The organism is Phycisphaerales bacterium (assembly GCA_035627955.1).
Classification (GTDB): domain Bacteria; phylum Planctomycetota; class Phycisphaerae; order Phycisphaerales; family UBA1924; genus JAEYTB01.
This window is the reverse complement of the sequence record DASPKU010000007.1, coordinates 55,848-76,693: the sequence shown is the minus strand read 5'-3', so window position 1 is coordinate 76,693 and position 20,846 is coordinate 55,848. Positions and strand designations below refer to the sequence as shown.

Below are 20,846 nucleotides of genomic sequence, written 5' to 3'. Positions count from 1 at the left end.
CTGGGGTGGCCGCGGATGGAGTAATGATGATGCGTCCTGCTGCGCTGCTCGCTTCGCTGGTGCTCACGGGTTCCTGCCTCACGGCCCCGCTCTTCGCCCAGGCCCCCAAGCCGCCGGAAACCCCGGTGAACGTGGTGACCGACACCTACCACGGCACAAAGGTCGAGGACCCGTACCGCTGGCTGGAGGACTGGAACGACCCCAAGGTGAAGGCGTGGTCGGAGGCGCAGAACGAGTACACCCGCGCAATCCTGGACAAGCTGCCCAACACCGAGGCGATCCGTGCACGCGTGACCGAAGTGCTGGGCGCGACGAGCGAGTCGTACTCGTACCTCAGCTTCCACGGCGGAAAGCTGTTCGCCCTCAAGCGGCAGCCGCCCAAGCAGCAGCCGTTCCTGGTGGTGATGGACTCGATCCACCATCCGGACAAGGCGGCGGTGTTGGTTGATCCAAACGTGATCGACAAGCAGGGGACCACGGCCATCGACTGGTTTGTGCCGAGCCCGGATGGGCGGATGGTGGCCGTGTCGCTGAGCAGCGGGGGCAGCGAGAGCGGCGACGTGCACGTGTTCGAGGTGGCGACGGGCAAACAGGTGTTCGAGGTGGTGCCGGGCGTGCAGTACGGCACGGGCGGCGGGGCGCTGGCGTGGACGCCGGACGCGAAGGGCTTCTATTACACGCGGTACCCGCGCGCGGGCGAGCGCCCCGAGGCCGACCGCGCGTTCTACATGCAGCTGTACTACCACGAGCTGGGCACGCCGACGGAGAAGGACCGCTACGAGATCGGCAAAGAGTTCCCCAAGATCGCCGAGGTCGTGGTGTTCACCAATGACGCGGGCGTCGCGCTGGTGAACATGCAGAAGGGCGACGGCGGCGAGTTCCAGCACTACGTGCGGACGCTTGACGGCAAGTGGCACGAGCTGGACAGCTACGAGGACCGCGTGGTGCAGGCCGAGTTCGGCCACAGCGACAGCAAGGAGACCTCGACGGTCCTGATGGTCTCGCGGATGGACGCCCCGCGCGGGCAGCTGCTCAAGCATACGTTCCAGAACGACGGCAAGAAGAAGGTGGAGCGGGTGTGCTGCGCCGAGGTGCTCATCCCGCAGGGCGAGGACACGCTGGTATCGGAGTTCGGCGAGCACACGGGCAACCTCATCGCGACGCCCAGCCGGCTGTACGTGACCTACCAGAAGGGCGGGCCCAGCGAGGTCCGCGTCTATGACCACAAGGGCAAGCTGCTGGGCAAGCAGCAGCAGCACGAGATCGGGGATGTCAGCTCGATCGTGCCGATCCACGGCGCGGGCGACTCGATCCTGTTCTCCAGCGTGAGCTACACCAGCCCCTCGGCGTGGTTCAGCTACGACGCGACCACGGGCAAGACTGCGCGGGTGACCACGCTTTCGCAGGAGCCCAAGGTGTCGTGGGACGACGTCGAGGTCGTCCGCGAGTTCGCCACCAGCAAGGACGGCACGAAGGTGCCAGTGAACATCGTCCGCCGGAAGGGAATCAAGCAGGACGGCAGCCACCCGTGCCTGATCACCGCGTACGGCGGCTACGGCGTCAACATCGCCCCGCGCTACCGGCCCGAGGTCCGCATCCTGCTCGAGCAGGGCTTCGTGTGGGCGGAGGCCAACATCCGCGGCGGCGGGGAGTATGGCGAGGAGTGGCACCACCAGGGGAACCTGACGAACAAGCAGAACGTGTTCGACGACTTCTACGCCGCATGCCAGCACATGGTGAAGGAGAAGTACACCAGCAACGACAGGCTGGCGATCATGGGCGGGAGCAACGGCGGGCTGCTGATGGGCGCGACGTTCACGCAGCACCCCGAGGTGGCCAAGTGCGTGATCGCCAGCGTGGGCATCTACGACATGCTGCGGGTGGAGCTCTCGGCCAACGGGGAGTACAACATCCCCGAGTTCGGCACGGTGAAGGACCCGGAGCAGTTCAAGGCCCTTTACGCGTACTCGCCCTATCACCACGTGAAGGAGGGCGTCGCGTACCCCGCGGTGCTGTTCCTGACCGGGGCCAACGACCCGCGGGTGGACCCCATGCAGAGCCGCAAGATGACGGCCCGCCTGCAGGCGGTGGGGGGCACGGCCCTGCTGCGCACCAGCGCCAACAGCGGGCACGGGATGGGCAGCTCGCTCTCCCAGCGGATCGAGCAGGTCGTGGATATGTACGCGTTCCTGTTCGATCAGGTGGGGGTGGAGTTCAAGGGGAAAGCGGGGAGGCAGGGCGGGAAGTCGGAGTAAGCATCAGCCGACCGGGCACGATCATGCAGAGCCATGATCGTGGCACTTCAAGAAACTGAACGACCACAACCGATAACTCCTCGGGCTGCCAAGGAACCGGCCGCCCGAGGAGTTTTTGCATGGACGTGCGCGAGACCGCCCGTGAGCAGGTGACCGTCATCGGACCCGATGCCCGCTTCAAGGGCGAGCTGGTGGTCGAGGGCGTGCTGAAGGTGCTTGGCAGCTTCGACGGCGCTCTGAAGGCCGGCGAGGTGCACATCGGGCCCTCCGCCCACTCCAACTGCGCTATCGAGGCGAACACCGTCGTGGTTGACGGCAAGCATCAGGGCGACATCGTCGCCCGCGAGTGCCTCCAGCTGACGAACAAGGCCAACGTGCAGGGCGACGTCACGGCCGCGGAGCTCGCGGTGGCGCAGGGCGCCACCTTCGTGGGCCGCTGCGTGGTTGGTCCTGACGCACTGAGCACGACCCGCCCGGCCGCGGCCCAGAGCGAGAGGCTGGCCGAGCCCAAGCCGACGATCACGAGGAAGCCGCGCACGGGCGATTGGATGGAGTCCAACGGCCATAACGGCGCACCGCAGACGGGCGACTGGCTGGCCACGGCCGTGCCGCCGTCGCGGTAAGCCGGAAAGGGGACGGAGATGCCCCCGAAGGAATCAGTGCCCGGGCGTCCGGTCCGGTGCTACCACTGCAAGGGCGAGCTGACGGTGCCGATGGCGGCCCGCTCGGCGAGTTGCCCGTTGTGCCACCGCGGGCTGATCCTGGACGATCTGCTGGTCCGCGACTCGGGCTTTGCGGGCAAGCTGACCACGTGCGGCAAGGTGCTCATCGAGAAGAAGGGGCGCGCGGTGACCCGCCAGATCGAGGCGTGCCAGGGCGTGGACATCCTGGGCGCGGTCGAGGCCAAGGTGGTGAGCTACGGAACGGTGTATCTGGGCAAGACCGCGCGGGTGAAGGGGGACTTCGAGGCTCCGGAGATTGTGGTGGAGCGCGGGGCGGTGCTGGAGGGGATGCTGCGGATCGGGCCGGGAGTCGCCCGTTAGCGATCTGATTGCTCAGAAGACCGGGCGATGGAAATCTGCAACCTCCGGGTAAAGCACCGGTACACCTCCGGGACCGGAGGTATATCCATGCAGCATTGGCACAAGATGGTTCGGCTTGCGGTCGCGGTGTTGGCTGGCTTCGGGGTGCAGGCTAGCGGCCAGTGCACGCCTGCGTACGCCCAAGGCTTCTACTACAGCGAGCTGGGCGGCGGGCACTTCCCGGCGAACGAGAGTCTTTCCTGCATCGCGTTCGCCAACCTGGGTTCGGGCCCCGAGATGCTGATTGGTGGCACCTTCACGCGCTTGCGGAATGAGACCCTCCGCTCTCCCGCACGGAAGACCGCCGACGGCTGGGCGACAATCGGTCCGGGCGTTGTTGGCGCCGTGAAGGCGATTACGGCTTACGACCCCGACGGGTCTGGCCCTCGACCAGAGGAGATCTACATCGCGGGCGGTTTCTCCCAGGTGCCCGGCGAGCCTGTCGCATTAAAAATAGCGGTATGGACGGGCAGCACCTGGTGGCCGTTCGCGGGTCTGGACGGGCCATCGACCTACGTCAGTGACATGACTGTGCACGACGATGGGACCGGACCGCAGCTCTACATCCACGGCTCGTTCCAGGGAGTCTCCGCAGTCCCTGCGAACAACCTGGCGCGCTACAACGGGAGCACGTGGTCGGCCGTGGGCGCCGGTGTTCCGTTCGCAAACGGAATACTCGAGTCTCACACCGAGGCAGGGGGGCCGCGCCTATATATCGGAACATACGAGACTTTGGCTTCCGCCACCGAGCCGGGCAACCTGTGCCGCTGGGACGGCGCAAGCGTGTCCGTCGTGCAGGACTTCGTGGGCGCGGTGTCGTCGCTTGCTTCGGTGGATACGCCCGGCACTGGTGGACGCGCGCTGTACGTTGCAGGTTTGTTCTCGAATCCTGGCGGCACGAACGCCCGCAACGTGGCGCTGTTCAGGGATGGTGAGTGGCAGTCGATGGGTGTCGACACCTCGGCGCCTGCGAGCACGTATGTAGGCGATGCCGCGTCGTTCACCGTCGGTGGCGTGCCCGCGGTTCATGCCACAATCGACCGGGTCCTGAAGCGCTGGGACGGCGCGCAGTGGACTTCGCTCGGTCATCGCGTCGAGCGAGTATGGATGGTCGACCAGTCCGGCCCCACGGCACGCCTCCTTGTGTCCCTGACTCAGGGAACCCATCCCAGCGCCCCCGGGCTCGCGTGGTACGACGGCGCGAACCTGGAAGGAATCAACGATGTCGGGCTGGGGCTCGCTACGTATGCAGAGTCCATGGTGGTGGGTAACATCGGAGAGGGCGAGCGGCTTTATGCCATTGGTCGGATGATCACTGCTGGGAACGAGGCGGTGCGGGGCATCGCGTCGTTCGATGGTGAGCGCTGGCGCGCGGTTGGGGCATGGCTCTGGAACGAGGGCGCTTCCGCGAGTACCTCGACGCCGCTGGAGCTAACCATCTTCGACGACGGAAGCGGGCCGAAGCTGTACGCGGCTCTGGTGGGCAACTGGCAGGCCTCGCCGGGCACGCCGCCTTTCCCAAACTCGGTGATCCGGTGGGACGGTCAGCAATGGTCCTCGGTCGGCCAGCCGTTGAGTTCCGGCATCTCGCTCAATGGCCAATACCGCCTGAAGGTACTGGATGCATCGGGTGAAGGTGAGAAGCTGTACCTGTTAGCGAGCGGGATGATCTCTGGCGTGTGGAGGCTTGACGGCGACACCTGGACGCGACTGCCGTCAGTACCGCCCGGCAACCTGTCGCCAACTTCGTTGCTGTACCGCGACCTCGCTGTCTGGGAAGAAAACGGTCAACGTCAACTCATCCTCGCAGCTGTCACCGGGGCGCCGAACAGCGGCATCTACCGTCTAGTTGGTGATGCGTGGCAGGTGATCCCCGGCCTGAGCGCGACCGGCGGGTACGGAGTGCAGGTGTTCGATGACGGCACAGGCGCTGCCATCTACGCGATCGTGAGGTCGGCCCAGAGCGTGAGCCAGACTCGCCTGGCGCGATATCGGTCGGGGGCCTGGACCTACGGCGGCGGAGGCGACGTGACCAGGGACGTAGGCCACCTGGTGGTGCACGACGATGGCAGCGGCGCCACCGTGTACGCCCTCCTGGATACACCTCAGGGGCACGGCTACAGGTGGCAGAATGGCGCATGGGTGCAGATCGAATCCGCGATGGCGCCCTACTCGTCCGCGAGCTTCCGGTTTCAGGGCCGACGTGCGCTGTACCTGTCGGGCGTTTTTAGCTTCATGGGCGCGAGTACCTCCCCCAACAGGGTCCGTGCGGACTACTTTGGCGTGATCCTCGGCTGCACCTACATCTGCGACGCCGACTTCAACCAGGACGGCGACACGGGCACGGACCAGGACATCGAGGCGTTCTTCGCCTGCATCGGGGGTCACTGCTGCCCACGCTGCCTGTCGGCGGACTTCAACGGCGACGGCGACGCCGGAACGGATCAGGACATTGAGAGCTTCTTCCGCGTGCTGGGCGGGGGGGCGTGCTGAGCCGTGGCTTTGAGCGTGGTACGCTCAAGCGATGATCCGCCGGCTCATCCTCGTCCTGGCCCTGGGTTCCGTGCTGCCGCTCGCGTCCTGCGTCACCGACCGCCAGCCCGCGCGCTTTGACGCCTTCAGCCGCAACCGGATGGAGGTGCTGGTGCGGCAGGTGACCTCGGCCCGCGACGCTCACAGTGCTGCGACCGACCAGATTGTCGACACCCTGCGGGCGGTGAGGCGCAAGGCCTGGACCGGCGCGGAGCCGCAGGAGGCCTACGACCTCGTCCGTCGCATGCTCGCGACGTGCGAGTCGCGGTACCACACGGCCAAGCTCCGGCGCGACCGTATGGAGGAGACGGGGCGCGAGTTCTTCGACCAGTGGGGGCGCGAGGTCGAGGACTACGCCGACGAGACACTGCGGCAGGAGAGCCGCCGAAACCTCAACGACTTCAAGGACCGCCTGAAGGTGGTGGTGCGGCAGATGGAGCAGGCCGAGCAGGAGATGGACAAGGTCATCGGCGTGGTGCAGGATCAGATGCTGTTCATCAAGCACCACCGCACGTCGGCCGCGCTGCCGCCCCGTCCGGGCCCGGAGGTCGAGCCGGTGGTGCAGGCCGAGACGCTGGTGAACATGACCGGCATCACGGTGCTGCGGGCGGACGACTTCATTTCGCGGGCGCAGGTGACGAAGTAGGCGGCGAGGTTGCGCAATCCCGCGGCGATAGCCCGTGTTCCCCCGAGCGGGCCGCCCAATCGACAGGCAGAGACAGCTAACACACGCTTCTTGAAGTCCAGGGCCGCAAATCGGGGCGTTTCGGTCGCCGGCGGAGCCTCCCGCGGCTGGTAGTTTTTGCGCGACTCGGTACACTCGCCCCCATGGAGGCGCAGGCGACCAAGGCACGGTGTGTGGTGTGGCGGGCGAAGGGCTCGGCGATTCCCGCGCAGCTGGAACGCGCGCTGGTGACGGCCGGTTGCATCGGCGTGCACGTCCGCAACGAGTTCGACGCGATGGTGGAGCTCTGCCGCGCCCGCGCGGTGGGCGAGCTTTCCGGCCTCGCCCACGTGCTGCTGATCGTGGAGCCCAAGCAGCTGCCCGACATCGGCGAGGTGCTCGACATCGTCGAGCGCTACGCGCCGCAGGCGGTGCTGTGGGCGTACGAGTCCTCGCCGGCCGAGCGGATCCGCGCCGTCACCGCCGAGGAGCGCAGCGCGTGGGTCAAGAAGCCCAAGGGTTGGCTCGACGGCGGGCCGGAGCCCGAGCCGCGCGTGGGCGTCGCGGGGGCGGATAGCACGATCGTGGGCGATCCCGCGGCCACGCGGACCGTAAAGATGAACGGCCCGCGGCTGAAGCTGGCGGGCGAGGGCCCGGGAATCCCCGCGGCAGCGGGCGAGGATGGGGCTCTCATGTCTGATAACCCGCTCCACGGGGCGGGTGCGGCGGCGGAAATGCGGGACGCGCGGCCCGGGCACGCCCTCACCGACGAAGAGTTGTCCATGCTGCTCGCCATTGAGCCGGACAAAGGACAGAATTGATCGGAGCGGTCGGAGACCGCCGCGTGCCAACGGGGCACGCCGGAGCCACGGATGCTGACGAACGGCAGCCGCCCGGAGGGCGGATTGGAGCGTGGAGTGAGCGTCGAGAACGGCCAGAGCGTGCGGGTGATCCTGGTGGGGCGCACCGGACTGGACGCCGCGCTGCGGCTTGACCCGGAGATCGAGCTGGTCCGCGTGAGCACGCCCCTGGAGGCGGTGGCGGAGCTGGCCTCTTCGTGGGATGAGGAGATGGCGGCGCGGAGCGTCGTCGTGGTGTCGCCCGACACGCTCAAGGCTTTGGGCACCAAGGGCGAGGTCGGCGAGTTCGTGACCGGCCTGAAGAACGCCGAGCCCAAGGTCGTGGTGCTCGCGTCCACCAAGGACGGCGGCGTGCAGGGCTTTGATGGCTCGCTCTCGCCGGACATGCCGGGCGATGAGGTGCGCCGGTTCGTCCGGGGCGAGCCAGCGACCGAAGCCAATGGCCACACGCCCCGCCCGGTTCTGCTGAGCGGGCCGCTGCTCCAGGCCGATGCCCCCACGCCGGAGACGGACGCGGCGCCCAAGGCGGCGGCGCCTGTCGTGGCCGCCAAGGCCGACGCAGCAGCGACGAAGGCTGCGGGCGTAATGCAGGGAGCGGGCGAGATCACCACCGGCGGCGACCTCGAGCTCGTGCAGCAGCTCATCCGGGGCAAGGACATCCTGCCGCCGGCGGTGATGATGCTGCGAGAGCGGCTGGGTGACGACACCGCCGAGTTCGTGCAGGTGGCTGAGGGGGTCGCGACCGAGGGCGCGGTCGTCGCGTTCGAGGGGCAGGTCTACGGCGAGATCCGCACCCGCTGCGAGGACAAGGCCCTGGTGGCGCTGCAGGCGCGCTGGCTGGGCTCGTGGCTGCGCCTCCGCGACCAGCAGAACCAGCTGAAGACCGCGGCCTTCACCGACGCCCTCACGGGCGCGTACAACCGCCGCTACTTCGAGCGGTTCCTGGCGTCGGCGATCGAGCAGGCCCGCGGCGCCCGCCGCAACGTCACCGTGATGGTCTTCGACATCGACGACTTCAAGACGTACAACGACCGCTACGGGCACGAGGCGGGCGACGAGATCCTCCGCGAGACGGTGAAGCTGATGCGGAGCACGATCCGCCCCACCGACCGCGTGTGCCGCATCGGCGGCGACGAGTTCGCCGTGATCTTCTACGAGCCCGAGGGCCCGCGCGTGGGCGGCAGCCAGCACCCCAGCTCGGTGTTCGACATCGCCCAGCGCTTCCAGCAGAAGGTGCAGCAGCACAAGTTCCCCAAGATGGCGGGGCTGGCGCAGGGCGCGCTCACGGTGTCGGGCGGCCTGGCCACGTTCCCGTGGGACGGGCTGACCGTCGAGGACCTGCAGCGCGAGGCCGACAAGCGGGCCCTGGCGAGCAAGCGGCAGGGCAAGAACGCCATCACGCTGGGTGTGATGCCCGAGCCGCAGTAGCAGCGGGTACCATCGCCCGTGAAGTACGACCTGCTCGCGATCGATCTTGATGGCACGCTGCTGGACCCGCAGGGGCGGGTGTCGGAGCGGAACAAGGCGGCGCTGCGGAACGCCCGCGAGGCCGGGCTGCGCGTGGCGGTGTGCACGGGGCGCGGGCTCGTTGAGTGCCGACACGTGCTGGAGCAGATCGCGCAGGTCGATCCGGTCGTGGTCGCGGGCGGGGCGATCATCGCCGACCCGGTGAGCGGCGGCACCGTGCACCGCTTCGCGATCGACCAGCGCCTCGTTGCCAGCACCGTGCAGCGGCTGATCGAGCATGAGCACCCAGCGCTGGTGCTCAAGGACCCGGTGGCCGCGGGGTATGACTACCTCGTGGTGCGCGGCCGCCAGCGCCTGCCGCTCGACCCGGTCACCGAGTGGTGGTTCGGCGCGATGAACGTGCGGGTGCGCGAGGTGCACGAGCTCCACGAGGACGACCATCCCGAGCACACCGTGCGCGTGGGCGCGTGCGGGCTTTCCGGCCGCATGTTGCAGATCAAGGACGACCTCGCTGGCGTGTGCGGCGACCGCGCGTGCATCCACAGCTTCTCGGCGGTCGTGGCGCCCGACCACGCCAGCCGCGCGGGCGGCGAGGTGCTGCACGTGCTGGAGCTGTTCGATATCGGCGCCAACAAGTGGTCGGCGGTGAGCATGGTGGCCAAGAAGCTGGGCCTGCGCGCGGACCGCATCGCCGCCATCGGCGACGAGGTGAACGACGTCTCCATGGTCAGGCACGCGGCCCTGGGCGTCGCGATGGGCAACGCGGTGGAGAGCGTGCGCGCGGTTGCGCAGCGGCACACGCTCAGCAACCGCGAGGATGGGGTGGCGGTGGCGGTGGAGAAGATTCTGGACGGGCAGTGGTGAGACGGGTCAGCGGGCGTGGAGGGGCACGCCGGAGACCCGTTCCAGCACGACCCACTGATCGCCGCGACGTCCGGTGACGAAGCCGCTGACGACGCCGACGAACAGCGCCTGCTGACCGCGGTCGATCTGCGGGCACGCGGGTGCAACCGCCAGCAGGCCCGCGCGGTTGTCCCACGACACGGAGATCCGCTCAACCTCCTTGTCCCAGTTCTGCAGGTCCGCTGCCTGGAGAGCGCCGATGAACATCACGGCCTCGCCGCGCTGCACGCTTCGCGGATTCAGCTGCTCGCGCGCCTGGGCCTTGAGCCGCTTGCTAAACTCGGCGCCGTTCAGACGGTGCACTTCGGCCGCGGATTCGGCGAGCTTGTCAAGCACCTTGCGGTGCTGCTCGTCGGCAGGGTCCAGGGAAGCGATCGCACGGGCGACGCGGGCCGACTTGGCCCAGATCTTCTCAGCGTCGATGACCTTGGAGCCCTCGCACTCAGGGCACTTCTTGTTGCGCACCTCCTCGCGCCCTTGCCGCAAGCGGCCACCGGCCTTCTCCTTCGGGATAATCCCGCGCTCGGTGATGGTGCCCTTGCCCTTGCACAGGTTGCAGGTGAGGGAGCTCGCGAAGTTGCCCGCGAGGGCTGTGGCTTCCGCACCCTTGCCGGCGACAGCGGGCCAGTTGAGGCGCGGGAAGACACTGCCGATCAGCTTCTGCTCGCGGTACTTGGACCGCGCGGCGGTGATGGGCATCATGGGCGGGCCCTCGCCCTTAGCCTTGGCCCGCTCCGTCTCCTCCCGATACTTCTTCAGCAGATCGTCAACAGAGTTCTGCGTCAGCCCCACCGGGCGGGCCGCGGCTGAGGGCCAGGACCACACGTTGATGCCCACGAGGCGGCCCTGATCATCGACCAGTGGGCAGCCGGAGTGCGTGCGGTTCTGCTGGAGCGTGCTGTAGATCCAGCCCGGCGCGACGAATGGCTCGATCTCCTCCTGGCCCTGCGGGTTGATCCGGGGGTTGGGGTTGAGCTTCTCGTGCACGATGTCGGCGATGCCAGCCTTGGCCTTGATCTCATCGGGGTAGCTCGAAGAGATCAGGGTCCACACGGGCTGGCGGTCCTTGAGTTCGCCGGGCGCGAGCGGCAGGAAGACCTCGATCGCGGGCGACTCCTCCTTCATGGGCGAGAGCTTCACGAGCGCGAGGTCGCGACCGGGCTCGGCGGTCATCAGTTCGACCTTGTAGTACACGTCGGGCTGGTGCAGGAAGCGGGCCTTGGCGGCGCGGGCGGTGTGCAGCGCGTTGTAGCTTGTGATGCCGACGCCGGAAGGCCCGACGAGGAACCCGGGCTGGATGGGCTGCGCGACGATGTCGGTGTCGTACGTGACTGTGAGCTCAAAGACGGCGGTCTCGGCGAGCCTGGTTGTCGGCTGGCCGCCGTCCTGCGCGCGCAGCGCCGGCGCGATCATTGCGCTCAGAGCCAGAGAAGCAACCCCGAACATGCGCGGCAAGCAACTGGTCATCCGCCCCCTCCTTTCAATCGTCCGCGAGTATACGGACGGTTGTGGAGGATTGCAGCAGCAGTTCCTGCAAGCGGTCCGCAAAGGCTTGCAGCCTGCGGTCGCCATCATCGGCGTGAGTCAGATCGCGGGGCTCGCTCATGAGGCGGTCGATGTCGGCGAGTGCGGCGCGGATGACCTCTGCGTCGGTTTCCAGGAGGGACGGCTCCGCGAGTGCGGCCTGGAGCGGCGACCGCGCCGGCACGGCCGCGGCCAACGCGGCTGAGATGCGCCCGATCTCGCGATCGCAGAGGGCCACCTGCAGGTCGGAGTATGCCGGGCGCCACCCGGCGCGCGCACCCGCGTAATGCGCGGCGAGCAGGCCGTACATGTGCCGGGCTTCGAGTGGTCGTTGTTCGGCGAACGCCGTGCGGGCCATCTGCGCAAGGACTGACGCCTTGACTGTGCCGTCCTCTGACAGTGCGCGCCGTAGGCGAGCGAAGCAGCCTTCGGCCTCCGTGCGTGAGAGGTCCTCCGGAGTGGGCATTGGCGGCGCCGCCTTGACTGCTCCCTTGGGAGCTGCGGGCTGCGGGTCTGCGGTGGTGAGGAGCGGCGCTCTCTGATAGCGCCAAACCGAGAACGCAATCAGGGTGGCCGCCGTGCTTGTCAGCGCCGCCACCAGCCAGGGCCGACGATTGGAAGCACGGTGCGCGGCAACAGGGCCGGGTTCTTGAGCGCCTGGGAAGTCGGCCCGGAATGCCTCCATCAAAGCGCGATGGAGTTCCCCCGCATCGGCATAGCGCACCGCCGGGTCATACTCAGTGGCGCGCCGCACCACCGCACGAAGGCCGGTGAGCCGCTCGGGAATGAGCGTCGCGGTGCTGCGGTGCGTCTCCCACGCAGGACGCGAGTAGGCGTGGCGGTCGGGCTCATAGCCGCTCACCACCTCCGCGAGGATGACGCCGAGGCTGAACACGTCCGACCGCGAATCAGCGATGCAGCCGCGCCCTTCCCACTGCTCGGGGCTCATGTAGCGGATGGTGCCCATGATCTGGCCGGGGTAGGTGCCGGCGGACAATTCCGCCGCCGTGTCGCCCCGTACGAGGCCGAAGTCGAGCAGTTTGGGCTGAGCATCAGTGAGCGCCTGCTGGAGTCCCTCACCGCGAAGTCCGGGCTTGGCCGCCGGGCAAACGATGACGATGTTGTCGGGTTTGAGGTCGCGGTGCACCATGCCGTTGCCGTGCACCGCCGCGACCGCCCTCAGGATCCCGCCCAGTAGCGCGATCCGCTGCTCGAAGGTGAGGCCAAGGTCCTTGACGAAGCGCTGGAGGGTGAGGCCATGCAGCCGCTCCATGATGATGGTCGGCACGGGTCCTTCGGGCGAGTCCCACACCTCGACGCCCTTGAAGCGGACGATGCCGGGGTGGCGGAACGCCTGGAGGGCGCGGGCCTCGATGCGGAGGCGGTCGATCATCTCGGGCGAGGCGAGGTTGCGGACGGTCTTGATGGCGACGGTCTCACCGGAATCGACCGCCGTCGCCTCGTAGACCACGCCGTTGCCGCCGCCGCCCAGGCGCGGGCCGATGGTGTACGTGGTCCCGCCGAGTTTGACACGCTCGGGCAGCGGCCTGGACACGCTGACCGACTCACCCGGCGGTTCGCCCGCGAGCAGCCGCAGCGCGGCGTCAACCACCGACGGCTGCTTGCCGCACCGCGAGGCCACGAACGACTTCCAGTCAGCCGGCGGGAGCGACCGGGCCTCGCTGACGACCTGGAGCAATGTCTCGACCTGCGCCTGGTCCATGCCACGAAGTCTACTGGACAAAGAGCGCCGGTTGTTTGGGTGGGCTGCGGTGCGTCAGGCGCCGCACTCCGGGCACTTCGCGTCGCTCGCAAGGCCGCGCCGGTCGTAGCCGCACTTGAGGCAGAGGTGGGACGGGGGCGGCTTGGGCTCGATGTGGCTGCCGACGAGGAGGCCCAGGCCGCCGGCGAGCATGGCCATGACCCAGATCGCAAGCAGACCGGTCATCCAGTAGAAGCCGCCCAGCTCAACACCAGGGATGACGCCCTGCGAGGCAAGGGCGAGGGCTGTAGTGCCGCCGATCCAACCGCTCAGGGTTGTAGCGACGAGGGCGGGGCGGCTGCCCTTGACGCCAAGCACAGCACCGCCCAGCAGCAGCATCGGGGTCAGCGCTACCAGGTTCACCATCATGGCGACGGCGAACTCGCCGACGGAGCGCTTCTCCTGGATGGCGAAAGCCGCGCCGGTAGCGGCCCAGACCAGCAGGGCAAGGAGGTAGATCCGCCCGTTCGACATCGGTGCAGGATACGTGGTCGCGACTTCACCCGTACCCTGTCGGCGTGCAGACCCTTGCCGACATCAAGCGCATCCTCGAAACGCGCGGGCTGTCGCCGCAGAAGATGTTCGGGCAGAACTTCCTGCTGGACCACAACCTCATTCGCAAGCTGGTGGACGCCGCGGGGGTGAAGGCGGGGGATGCGGTGCTGGAGGTTGGCCCCGGGACGGGGGCGCTCACCGAGGAGCTGGTCGCGCGGGGCTGCCGGGTGGTGGCGGCTGAGATCGATCGGGGGCTTGCCGCGCACCTGCGGGAGCACTTCAAGGACGCCGCGGGCTTCACGTTGGTCGAGGGCGACTGCCTCGCCGACAAGCGCACGCTCGCGCCGGCCATCGTCGAGGCGCTTGGCCCCGGCACGTTCACGCTCGTGTCGAACCTCCCCTACGGCGCGGCGACGCCCGTGATGAGCGTGCTGCTCACCGATCACCCCAACTGCCGCGGCCTGTTCGTCACCATCCAGCGCGAGGTCGCCGATCGGCTCGCGGCCAAACCCGGCAGCAAGGACTACGGCACGCTCAGCATCATCGCCCAGGTGACCGCTCACGTGGAGACGGTGGCGAAGCTGCCGCCCGAGTGCTTCTGGCCGCGTCCGGATGTCACGAGCGCGATGGTGTCACTGGTGCGGCGAGAGCGCCCGCTGATCGACGACGCGCGGGGGCTGGGCACCTTCGTGCAGGCCCTGTTCGAGAAGCGGCGGAAGCAGCTGGGTGCGGTGCTGGGTCGTGAGCGGGCGTGGCCGGCGGGCGTGCAGCCCACCGACCGGGCCGAGTCGCTGAGCCTGGAGCAGCTCATAGCCCTTTACAAGGGAACCACCTAAGGCCAGGGGGTTGCACGACCCGACCTTGGGTCAGGCTCCGCCCAACTCAGGTCAGGTAACTGATCCGGGAACCGCCAAAATCAGCACACCAGATCAGAAGACGTTCGTGCCACCGGCGGCCCTGATGTATCCTTCTGGCAGATGAACGAGGGCGGTGTCGTCACCGGGCAGCCCGTCGTCGCGGAGCACAACGCTCCGCCCAGTGGTGGCGACAACCACGACCTTGCCATCGCCCTTGACCCGGTCCTCCACAAGCAGTGCAACGGCCGCCTCGGCCCCATCGAGTGGTTCAGCGCGCCCTGGCAGCGCGGCGGCGCGGCTACCGGCTTCTCGACCTGGCGCCTCGAGGACGGCACCACCATCGGCGTGCTGGTGAAGCTCCCCGTCGGCCCCCTTGAGTACCGCTGGACCACGGCCCTGGGGCGGGTGGGCGAGGGCGAGTGGAACGAGGCGCGGGCGCTGTGCCTGCCGACGCCGCGCGTGGTTGCCTCGGGCACGCAGCTCAACGGGTACGACCTGGGCTGGATCATTGTCGAGCGCCTGCACGGGCCGACGCTGACGACGAACTTCACCGAGCAGGCGGTGGTCGATCTGCTCGCCGCGGCCGCGGACTTCCAGAAGTGCGCGATGGCGTGCGAGAACCTCGGCCCGCGCCCGCCCACGCCCACCTGGCACGTGACCATCGAGCACGCCCGGGCCGCGGCAAAGGTGGGCCACCTGGCCGATGCACAAAAGTGGAACGACGTGCTCAAGAAGGTGCAGAAGTGCCTCCCCACGCTGATCGCCAAGTGGGAAGGGCGGAACGTGAACGCCTGGTGCCACGGCGACCTCCACCCCGGCAACGCGCTGCGTCGCCGGCTGCCGGACGGGCTGGGGCCGGAGGGGCGCAACGGCTGCGTGCTGGTGGACTTAGCGCTCGTTCACCCGGGCCACTGGGTCGAGGACGCGCTGTACCTGGAGCGGCAGTACTGGGGGCATACCGAGCTGCTGCACGGGGTGAAGCCGTTGTCTTGCCTCGCTAAGTTCCGGCGAGAGCGTGGGTTGCCGACGGATGAAAGCTACGGCGACCTGGCGGTGGTCCGCCGAGTACTAATGGCGGCCTGCGCCCCGGCGCTTGTCGATAGAGAGGGAAACCCCAAGTACTTACACGCGGCCCTCGAGGTGATCGAGCGGTTCCTGCCCCAGGCCAGCCGGTGAATTGCAGCAGTTTCGGGTAGGATGCCGGAGAGTGGGCCGGGCGGTGTCGTATCGTTCAGCAGGCCTGCCAGCCGGTTTCGGGTGGCAGGCGGGCCGATCTCGGGCGACAGTGTGTCAGTAGTCCAGCTTGTGGAGCATCACCGGAAAGGGACCGCCATGGAAGAGTATGAAAAGCTGAAGAAGCTGGTGCTGGAGGCTGAGGACGACATCAAGAAGGCCGCGGGCGGCAACAAGGCCGCGGGCACCCGGGCGCGCCAGACCATGCAGGATGTGAAGAACACGGCCCAGATGGTGCGCGAGAAGATCCTGGAGTTGCGGAATGTCCCTGACAAGACCAGCTGAGAGCGATTCTGGCGAGCAGACGTCAGCGCCCTCCAAGCTGCTGTTTGACGTCAGCGCCATCGACCTGAGCGCGGTGCACGCCACGCGCGAACAGATCGAGCAGTGGATCCCGCACCGCGGCGTCATGACCATGCTCGACGAGGTCATCTGGTGCAACGAGGACAAGACGCAGGGCGTCGCCCGCCGGCGCATCAAGCACGACGAGTTCTGGGTGCCGGGGCACTTTCCCGGCAAGCCCATGTTCCCCGGCGTGCTGATGATCGAGACGGCGGCGCAGCTGGGCTGCTACCTGTTCATCACCCGCAAGCCCACGCCCACGCTGGTGGCGTTCCTGCGAATCGAGAACGCGGCGTTCCGCTCGCCGGTGGTGCCCGGGGACGAGCTGATCGTGCTGGCCCGCGAGGTGAAGGCGCAGCGCAAGCGGTTCATCTCCGACGTGCAGGGCATCGTGGGCGACCGCGTGTGCTTCGATGCACGCATCAGCGGCCTGTCGACGGAGCAGCGGGCGTACTGAAAGCGGAAGTCGGAAACCGGAAAGCGGAAATCGGAGGGCGGATAAACGTTCCGCCTTCCGGTTTCCGCTTTCCGCTTTGAGGAGAACCTTTGTGAGCCATGCCGCGCCTTACCCGCTGCTGTTCGAGCCTGTGCTAATGCCCAAGGTGTGGGGCGGTGATCGGCTCGCGCGGTTTGGTAAGCAGGTGAAGGCTGGCGAGAAGATTGGGGAGAGCTGGGAGGTCGCCGACCTCGCGGCCACATCGGCCTCGGGCGCAGGCGGGGGGAGCGTGCGGTCGGTGATCCGCAACGGGCCGCTGGCGGGGAAGACGCTGCACGATGTGGTGGCGTTGTGGGGTGAGCAGCTGCTGGGGCCGGCGCGCCTCATGGACGGCTCGTTCCCGCTGCTGGTGAAGTTCCTCGACGCGCGCGAGAACCTGTCGGTGCAGGTGCACCCCAGCCCCGCGTACGCCGCGAAGCACGCGGGCGCGAAGCTCAAGACCGAGTGCTGGTACATCCTCGACGCCGAGCCGGGGAGCGTGATCTACAAGGGCGTGAAGCCAGGCGTCACCCGCGAGGCGTTCGCGAGCCACATCCGGGACGGAAGCGTCGTGGATGACCTGGTGAGCGTCCCGGCGGTGGTGGGGGAGTGCCACAACCTGCCCAGCGGCACGGTGCACGCGCTGGGCGCGGGCGTGCTGGTTGCGGAGGTGCAGACGCCCAGCGATACGACGTTCCGCGTGTTCGACTGGGGCCGAACCGGGCGCGAGCTGCACATCGAGCAGAGCCTCGCGTGCATCGACTTCGGCCCGGCGCCCACGCCGGTGCAGATGAACGCGGGCGAGGTGCTCAGAACTGAGTTTTTCGAGGTGTGGCAGCCACAGGGCGGCACGCCCGCGCGGCTGGGCGATGCACGGTGCACGGTTCTGATGGTGCTCCGCGGCACGGGACGGCTCGCCTTGCCGGGCGGTGGGCAGCCGCAATCGGTCAACGCCGGTGACACGCTGCTTATCCCCGCGGCCGTGGCCGGCGGCTGCGAGTTTCACCCCGCCGCAGATGCCAGTGTCCTCTTCGCGCGAATCTAGACAGAGGTCATCCGAAATCCCGTTGCATGAGCATGCGGCACCCTGTAGCCTGCGCACCTGTCAGCCGCCCGTTCGGGCGTGCATCGGGGGTGCTCCATGCAGGCAGCCGTCCGCATTCTGCTGTGTCTCGCCTTGCTGCTTGGCGTCGCGCGTGCGCACGCCCAGCAGGAGTTCGCATCCGAGAGCAAGACCTGGAAGTTCACGGCCCCCGACGGCTGGAACATGATCGGCAGCGAGGCCGTGAGGGCCCAGACCGCCAAGCTCCGCGAGCAGTACCCCAACTCGCCCACCAAGTACCTCATCGGCTTCACCAGGGGCGCGATGAACACGATGGCCTACCCGCGCGTGCTGATCACCACCGCGAACGTGGACATGAGCGGCCTCACGCTGGAGGACCTGGACGCGGGGCTGAGCGACGGCGCGCCGACATCGGACCTGGACGAGGCCCGCAAGCTGTTCATGATCGACGCAGGCCTGAACCGCCCGGCGACGCTGGACCCCAGCCGCATGCGGGCCTTCACCAGCGTCGAGAAGAACAACGACAAGGGCGAGCCGGTCAACATCCGCATCTACGCCTACCTGGGCAAGAACCAGATCGTGCGGTTTGAGTGTGCGGACCTGGTGAGCAGCGGCAGCCGCGCCGAGGCGTCGTTCGACGAGTTCGTGAACACGTTCTCGTTCAGCCCCGAGGCGAAGCTGGTGCCCGCATCCTCCAGCGCGGGCGGGCCCTTCGAGGGCTACTCGGACGAGCCGTACAAGTCGCAGTCGAGGAGCAGTTCGAGCAGCAGCGGCGGATGGCGGTACCGGCGTTTCGGCTTTGGTGGACTGGGCCTTCTCGGAGCGATCATCGCCGCGGGGATCATCAAGCTGATCTTCCGCGACTGACGGCGTCGGAGGTCCCGGACAAGGTGTGCTGCGTGCGGGTAGTCTGTGTGCAAAGAAAGGGGGGCGGTATGCGCCTGATTGCGTGTCTCTGTCTTGCTCTCGTGGTTAGCCTTACCAGCGGCGCTGTGGCCCAGCAGGAGTACGCCTCCGAGACCCGCTCGTGGTCGTTTACGGCGCCCGAGGGCTGGCACCTGATTCCTTTCGATCAGGTCGCCGACATGAACGCCGCGGCCCAGGGCGCCGTGGGCAGCAGCGGCTTCAAGTACGTCGCCGGCTTCTCGCGCTCGCCCTCGGGCATCGGCACGCCGTACATCCTCGTGCAACTGCAGGACAACCACTTCAAGGGCATGAGCTACGAGAACATCCAACGCGCGGCCAACTCGGAGCTTGCCCGCGAGGCCGAGGAGCGGGTCAAGCGGCGGATGGCGGGCAACTTCCACTTCGACCCCATCAGGGTTGAGCCATCGCACGCCCGGTTCGTCCGCACCGGCACGATCAGCACCAACGGGCTGTCGCTCGAATGTGCCACGTACGGCTACCTGGGCGCCGACAAGATCGTGCAGTTCAACTGCTACTCGTCCGCCGGGCAACTGGGGGCCGACCAGCCCAAGTTCGATGAGATGCTCGCGACCTTCCGTTTCGCGCCCGACAAGCAGTTCACGCCCGGCGGCGGATCCGAGGTCGACAAGGCCGAGCGGCTGGGGTACGCGACAGGCCGGATCGTCGCGTTCGCCCTGATCGGCGTAGTCGTAGCGGCCATTGCGGGGGTGATCAAAAAGGTCCGCGGCGGCTGAGCATCATCCCACGACCTGTCAGCAGGGCCCTCCGCCAAGCACCCTGAAGAACGACTCGATGTCCGCGTCGGTTCCGATGTCGCCGTCGTTGTTGTAGTCGATGCTCCCGCAGGTGGGGCAGCAGTCGCCGCCCAGGCACGCGAAGAACGCCTCGATGTCGGCGTCGGTGCCGATGTCGCCGTCTCCGTTGAAGTCGTGCGGCTGCAGCGAGTCGACGGTCACCGGATCGCTGTAGTTCGCGACGCCCGCGGCGTTGCTGGCCCGGGCGCGGAAGGTGCGCTGAGGCGGGCAGTTCCCGTCCTGATCCCACACCACTTGAAGTGTGAGGGTGTTAGCACCAGAAACGGTCGCGCACGCCGCCCCCAGCGGGCCGTCAGAGAGGTCCATCCAGCTTGAGAGGTCGGCAGGGTCGGCCAGCTGCCAGAGGACCGCTGCGGGCGGCGCGGAGGTTCTGATCGTGAGCGTCGCGGACGTGTTGTTGCACGTACGCCGCCAAGCGGGCTGGGTGGTGATCACGATCGGCGGAACGGGGGGTCGCAGGTCCACGACGTACACACGGTCAAATCCGTCAAGGGCGCCGGTGCCGGCGAAGACCAGCCCATCCATCGAGATCGATTGCACGGTGCTCAGCACCCAGCCTCCGAGTGTCACGCCGCGGGCTGAGAGGTACTCCTCAAAGGGCATCGTCCCGCTCTGCTCCGTCCAGATCCACGGCCCGTTATAAGGAATGCCCCCGGGGGTGGTGCGCAGGCCCGAGCCGGTGATCACGCTGCCGTCGCCGCTCACACGGTCGGCCACGGACCCCTGCGGCCCCTGCGGGAACGCGATGGCCCCGCTCGAAGCGCCCCAGCGGTACGCGATTGGAGGGGCTCCGCCCTGGCGCACCTCACCGACGATCGCCGTGCCGTCGCTGTTGACGCCGAAAGCGGTCGAGTCTGGCGTGTGCAGGAGGGTCACGGCGCCGTCGAGCCACAGGCAGGCGCTCACCTCGCTCGCGTTCACCGGCGGATCCCCCACGGGGAAGGTGCGCGGGCAGTCGCCCACAGCGATGCTCCCGTCCGAGCTGAGCGCATTGGGGCGCGCCCGCCGGTTGAACGCCGGGGTGAGATAGGTGTAGCCGGTGTCGGCGGTCCACGTGAACGTGCCCGTGATGTTCCCGCCCAGCAGCACGCGCCCATCGGCACTGATGCCGCGCATCAGGTTGTCTGTGCTGTTCCCGAAGGGGTGCGTCAGCGTCCCGTCGGTACGCCAGATGTAGGTCGGACCCGCGCCGTTGTCGGCCGTCAGCAGCACGCGGTCTCCCAACTGGTTCACGCCGAGGCACACATGCGAGAGGTACGGCGCCGGCGGGGCGATGACCGTCATCGGTCCGCCCACGCGCATGCGGAACGCGCGGTGCTCGCCGGCGCTGAAGTCGAGGAGGGTGCCGACAACATGCTCCCCGTCCCCGCTCACGTGCGGCGCGGAGGCGAACTGCCACGGGTGCGGCGTGTCAACGGCGGTGATGGTCTGCGCGACGGATGTGTGCGCACCTGCAACGAGCGCGAAAGCCGCGGCGAATCTCCTGCGGGCGATCCAACGCATCAGGTCCCTTTCGTGCAGACGAAGCTACCTGAAAGGACCTTTCATGGACATAGGACTGTCGTCAAATCGGCGTGAGGCGTCCGGTCT

The 20,846-nt window shown here is 67.9% G+C and carries 19 protein-coding genes; 15 read left to right on the top strand and 4 right to left on the bottom strand.

The features are described from left to right. Positions 1-26: 26 nt before the first annotated feature. From VD997_06415 to VD997_06380, 8 genes are all read left to right on the top strand, one after another. Positions 27-2,255: a prolyl oligopeptidase family serine peptidase gene (locus VD997_06415; protein HYE61610.1), complete on the top strand. Its 2,229-nt coding sequence runs from the start codon at positions 27-29 to the stop codon at positions 2,253-2,255. A 119-nt stretch (positions 2,256-2,374) separates the two neighbouring features. Next, positions 2,375-2,878 carry a polymer-forming cytoskeletal protein gene (locus VD997_06410; protein HYE61609.1) on the top strand — a complete coding sequence of 168 codons (504 nt, stop codon included), beginning with the start codon at positions 2,375-2,377 and terminating at the stop codon, positions 2,876-2,878. Positions 2,879-2,896: 18 nt separating this feature from the next. Continuing rightward, the gene (locus VD997_06405) at positions 2,897-3,298 is read left to right on the top strand and encodes a polymer-forming cytoskeletal protein (GenBank protein HYE61608.1); all 402 of its coding nucleotides are present in this window, start codon (positions 2,897-2,899) and stop codon (positions 3,296-3,298) included. Between the two features lie 87 nt (positions 3,299-3,385). Further along, the gene (locus VD997_06400; protein ID HYE61607.1) at positions 3,386-5,830 is read left to right on the top strand and encodes a hypothetical protein; all 2,445 of its coding nucleotides are present in this window, start codon (positions 3,386-3,388) and stop codon (positions 5,828-5,830) included. Between the two features lie 31 nt (positions 5,831-5,861). Further along, on the top strand, positions 5,862-6,515 hold the full coding sequence (locus tag VD997_06395) for a DUF2959 family protein (protein ID HYE61606.1): 654 nt from the start codon (positions 5,862-5,864) through the stop codon (positions 6,513-6,515). Positions 6,516-6,697: 182 nt separating this feature from the next. After that, positions 6,698-7,354: a hypothetical protein gene (locus tag VD997_06390; GenBank protein HYE61605.1), complete on the top strand. Its 657-nt coding sequence runs from the start codon at positions 6,698-6,700 to the stop codon at positions 7,352-7,354. 51 nt (positions 7,355-7,405) lie between these two features. Next, a complete protein-coding gene (locus tag VD997_06385; GenBank protein HYE61604.1) occupies positions 7,406-8,821 on the top strand; it encodes a GGDEF domain-containing protein in 1,416 nt (471 codons plus the stop codon). 18 nt (positions 8,822-8,839) lie between these two features. Then, entirely contained in the window at positions 8,840-9,724 is an 885-nt protein-coding gene (locus tag VD997_06380; protein ID HYE61603.1) for an HAD-IIB family hydrolase, read from the top strand. 6 nt (positions 9,725-9,730) lie between these two features. Here VD997_06380 and VD997_06375 read toward each other — a convergent pair whose 3' ends face one another. The 3 genes from VD997_06375 to VD997_06365 are packed head-to-tail and all read right to left on the bottom strand — an operon-like array spanning position 9,731 to position 13,523. Further along, on the bottom strand, positions 9,731-11,230 hold the full coding sequence (locus VD997_06375; protein ID HYE61602.1) for a serine protease: 1,500 nt from the start codon (positions 11,228-11,230) through the stop codon (positions 9,731-9,733). Positions 11,231-11,243: 13 nt separating this feature from the next. Continuing rightward, complete coding sequence (locus tag VD997_06370; GenBank protein ID HYE61601.1) at positions 11,244-13,010, bottom strand: serine/threonine-protein kinase; 1,767 nt, start codon at positions 13,008-13,010, stop codon at positions 11,244-11,246. A gap of 54 nt (positions 13,011-13,064) precedes the next feature. Continuing rightward, complete coding sequence (locus VD997_06365; protein HYE61600.1) at positions 13,065-13,523, bottom strand: hypothetical protein; 459 nt, start codon at positions 13,521-13,523, stop codon at positions 13,065-13,067. Positions 13,524-13,567: 44 nt separating this feature from the next. On the opposite strand from VD997_06365, the gene rsmA reads away from it, so the two are divergent. From rsmA to VD997_06330, 7 genes are all read left to right on the top strand, one after another. Continuing rightward, a complete protein-coding gene (gene rsmA, locus VD997_06360; GenBank protein HYE61599.1) occupies positions 13,568-14,380 on the top strand; it encodes a 16S rRNA (adenine(1518)-N(6)/adenine(1519)-N(6))-dimethyltransferase RsmA in 813 nt (270 codons plus the stop codon). A gap of 141 nt (positions 14,381-14,521) precedes the next feature. Then, positions 14,522-15,577 (top strand): phosphotransferase, encoded by a 1,056-nt coding sequence (locus VD997_06355; GenBank protein HYE61598.1) that lies wholly within the window; start codon positions 14,522-14,524, stop codon positions 15,575-15,577. Between the two features lie 156 nt (positions 15,578-15,733). After that, positions 15,734-15,919 carry a hypothetical protein gene (locus VD997_06350; protein ID HYE61597.1) on the top strand — a complete coding sequence of 62 codons (186 nt, stop codon included), beginning with the start codon at positions 15,734-15,736 and terminating at the stop codon, positions 15,917-15,919. Continuing rightward, positions 15,897-16,433 (top strand): 3-hydroxyacyl-ACP dehydratase FabZ family protein, encoded by a 537-nt coding sequence (locus VD997_06345; GenBank protein HYE61596.1) that lies wholly within the window; start codon positions 15,897-15,899, stop codon positions 16,431-16,433. Before VD997_06350 ends, VD997_06345 begins: the two co-directional genes overlap by 23 nt. A 91-nt stretch (positions 16,434-16,524) precedes the next feature. Then, a complete protein-coding gene (locus tag VD997_06340) occupies positions 16,525-17,496 on the top strand; it encodes a type I phosphomannose isomerase catalytic subunit (GenBank protein ID HYE61595.1) in 972 nt (323 codons plus the stop codon). 96 nt (positions 17,497-17,592) lie between these two features. Beyond that, complete coding sequence (locus VD997_06335; protein ID HYE61594.1) at positions 17,593-18,381, top strand: hypothetical protein; 789 nt, start codon at positions 17,593-17,595, stop codon at positions 18,379-18,381. A gap of 101 nt (positions 18,382-18,482) precedes the next feature. Beyond that, entirely contained in the window at positions 18,483-19,175 is a 693-nt protein-coding gene (locus tag VD997_06330; GenBank protein ID HYE61593.1) for a hypothetical protein, read from the top strand. An 18-nt stretch (positions 19,176-19,193) separates the two neighbouring features. On the opposite strand, the gene VD997_06325 is transcribed toward VD997_06330, so the two are convergent. After that, positions 19,194-20,759 (bottom strand): hypothetical protein, encoded by a 1,566-nt coding sequence (locus VD997_06325; GenBank protein HYE61592.1) that lies wholly within the window; start codon positions 20,757-20,759, stop codon positions 19,194-19,196. Positions 20,760-20,846 lie beyond the last annotated feature (87 nt).

Excerpts from the sequence above, each read along its gene's own strand:
- VD997_06415 (HYE61610.1), top strand. The coding sequence starts at position 27 with ATGATGCGTCCTGCTGCGCTGCTCGCTTCGCTGGTGCTCACGGGTTCC.
- VD997_06410 (HYE61609.1), top strand. The coding sequence starts at position 2,375 with ATGGACGTGCGCGAGACCGCCCGTGAGCAGGTGACCGTCATCGGACCC.
- VD997_06405 (HYE61608.1), top strand. The coding sequence starts at position 2,897 with ATGCCCCCGAAGGAATCAGTGCCCGGGCGTCCGGTCCGGTGCTACCAC.
- VD997_06400 (HYE61607.1), top strand. The coding sequence starts at position 3,386 with ATGCAGCATTGGCACAAGATGGTTCGGCTTGCGGTCGCGGTGTTGGCT.
- VD997_06395 (HYE61606.1), top strand. The coding sequence starts at position 5,862 with ATGATCCGCCGGCTCATCCTCGTCCTGGCCCTGGGTTCCGTGCTGCCG.
- VD997_06390 (HYE61605.1), top strand. The coding sequence starts at position 6,698 with ATGGAGGCGCAGGCGACCAAGGCACGGTGTGTGGTGTGGCGGGCGAAG.
- VD997_06385 (HYE61604.1), top strand. The coding sequence starts at position 7,406 with ATGCTGACGAACGGCAGCCGCCCGGAGGGCGGATTGGAGCGTGGAGTG.
- VD997_06375 (HYE61602.1), bottom strand. The coding sequence starts at position 11,230 with ATGACCAGTTGCTTGCCGCGCATGTTCGGGGTTGCTTCTCTGGCTCTG.
- VD997_06370 (HYE61601.1), bottom strand. The coding sequence starts at position 13,010 with ATGGACCAGGCGCAGGTCGAGACATTGCTCCAGGTCGTCAGCGAGGCC.
- VD997_06365 (HYE61600.1), bottom strand. The coding sequence starts at position 13,523 with ATGTCGAACGGGCGGATCTACCTCCTTGCCCTGCTGGTCTGGGCCGCT.
- VD997_06355 (HYE61598.1), top strand. The coding sequence starts at position 14,522 with ATGAACGAGGGCGGTGTCGTCACCGGGCAGCCCGTCGTCGCGGAGCAC.
- VD997_06350 (HYE61597.1), top strand. The coding sequence starts at position 15,734 with ATGGAAGAGTATGAAAAGCTGAAGAAGCTGGTGCTGGAGGCTGAGGAC.
- VD997_06345 (HYE61596.1), top strand. The coding sequence starts at position 15,897 with ATGTCCCTGACAAGACCAGCTGAGAGCGATTCTGGCGAGCAGACGTCA.
- VD997_06335 (HYE61594.1), top strand. The coding sequence starts at position 17,593 with ATGCAGGCAGCCGTCCGCATTCTGCTGTGTCTCGCCTTGCTGCTTGGC.
- VD997_06325 (HYE61592.1), bottom strand. The coding sequence starts at position 20,759 with ATGCGTTGGATCGCCCGCAGGAGATTCGCCGCGGCTTTCGCGCTCGTT.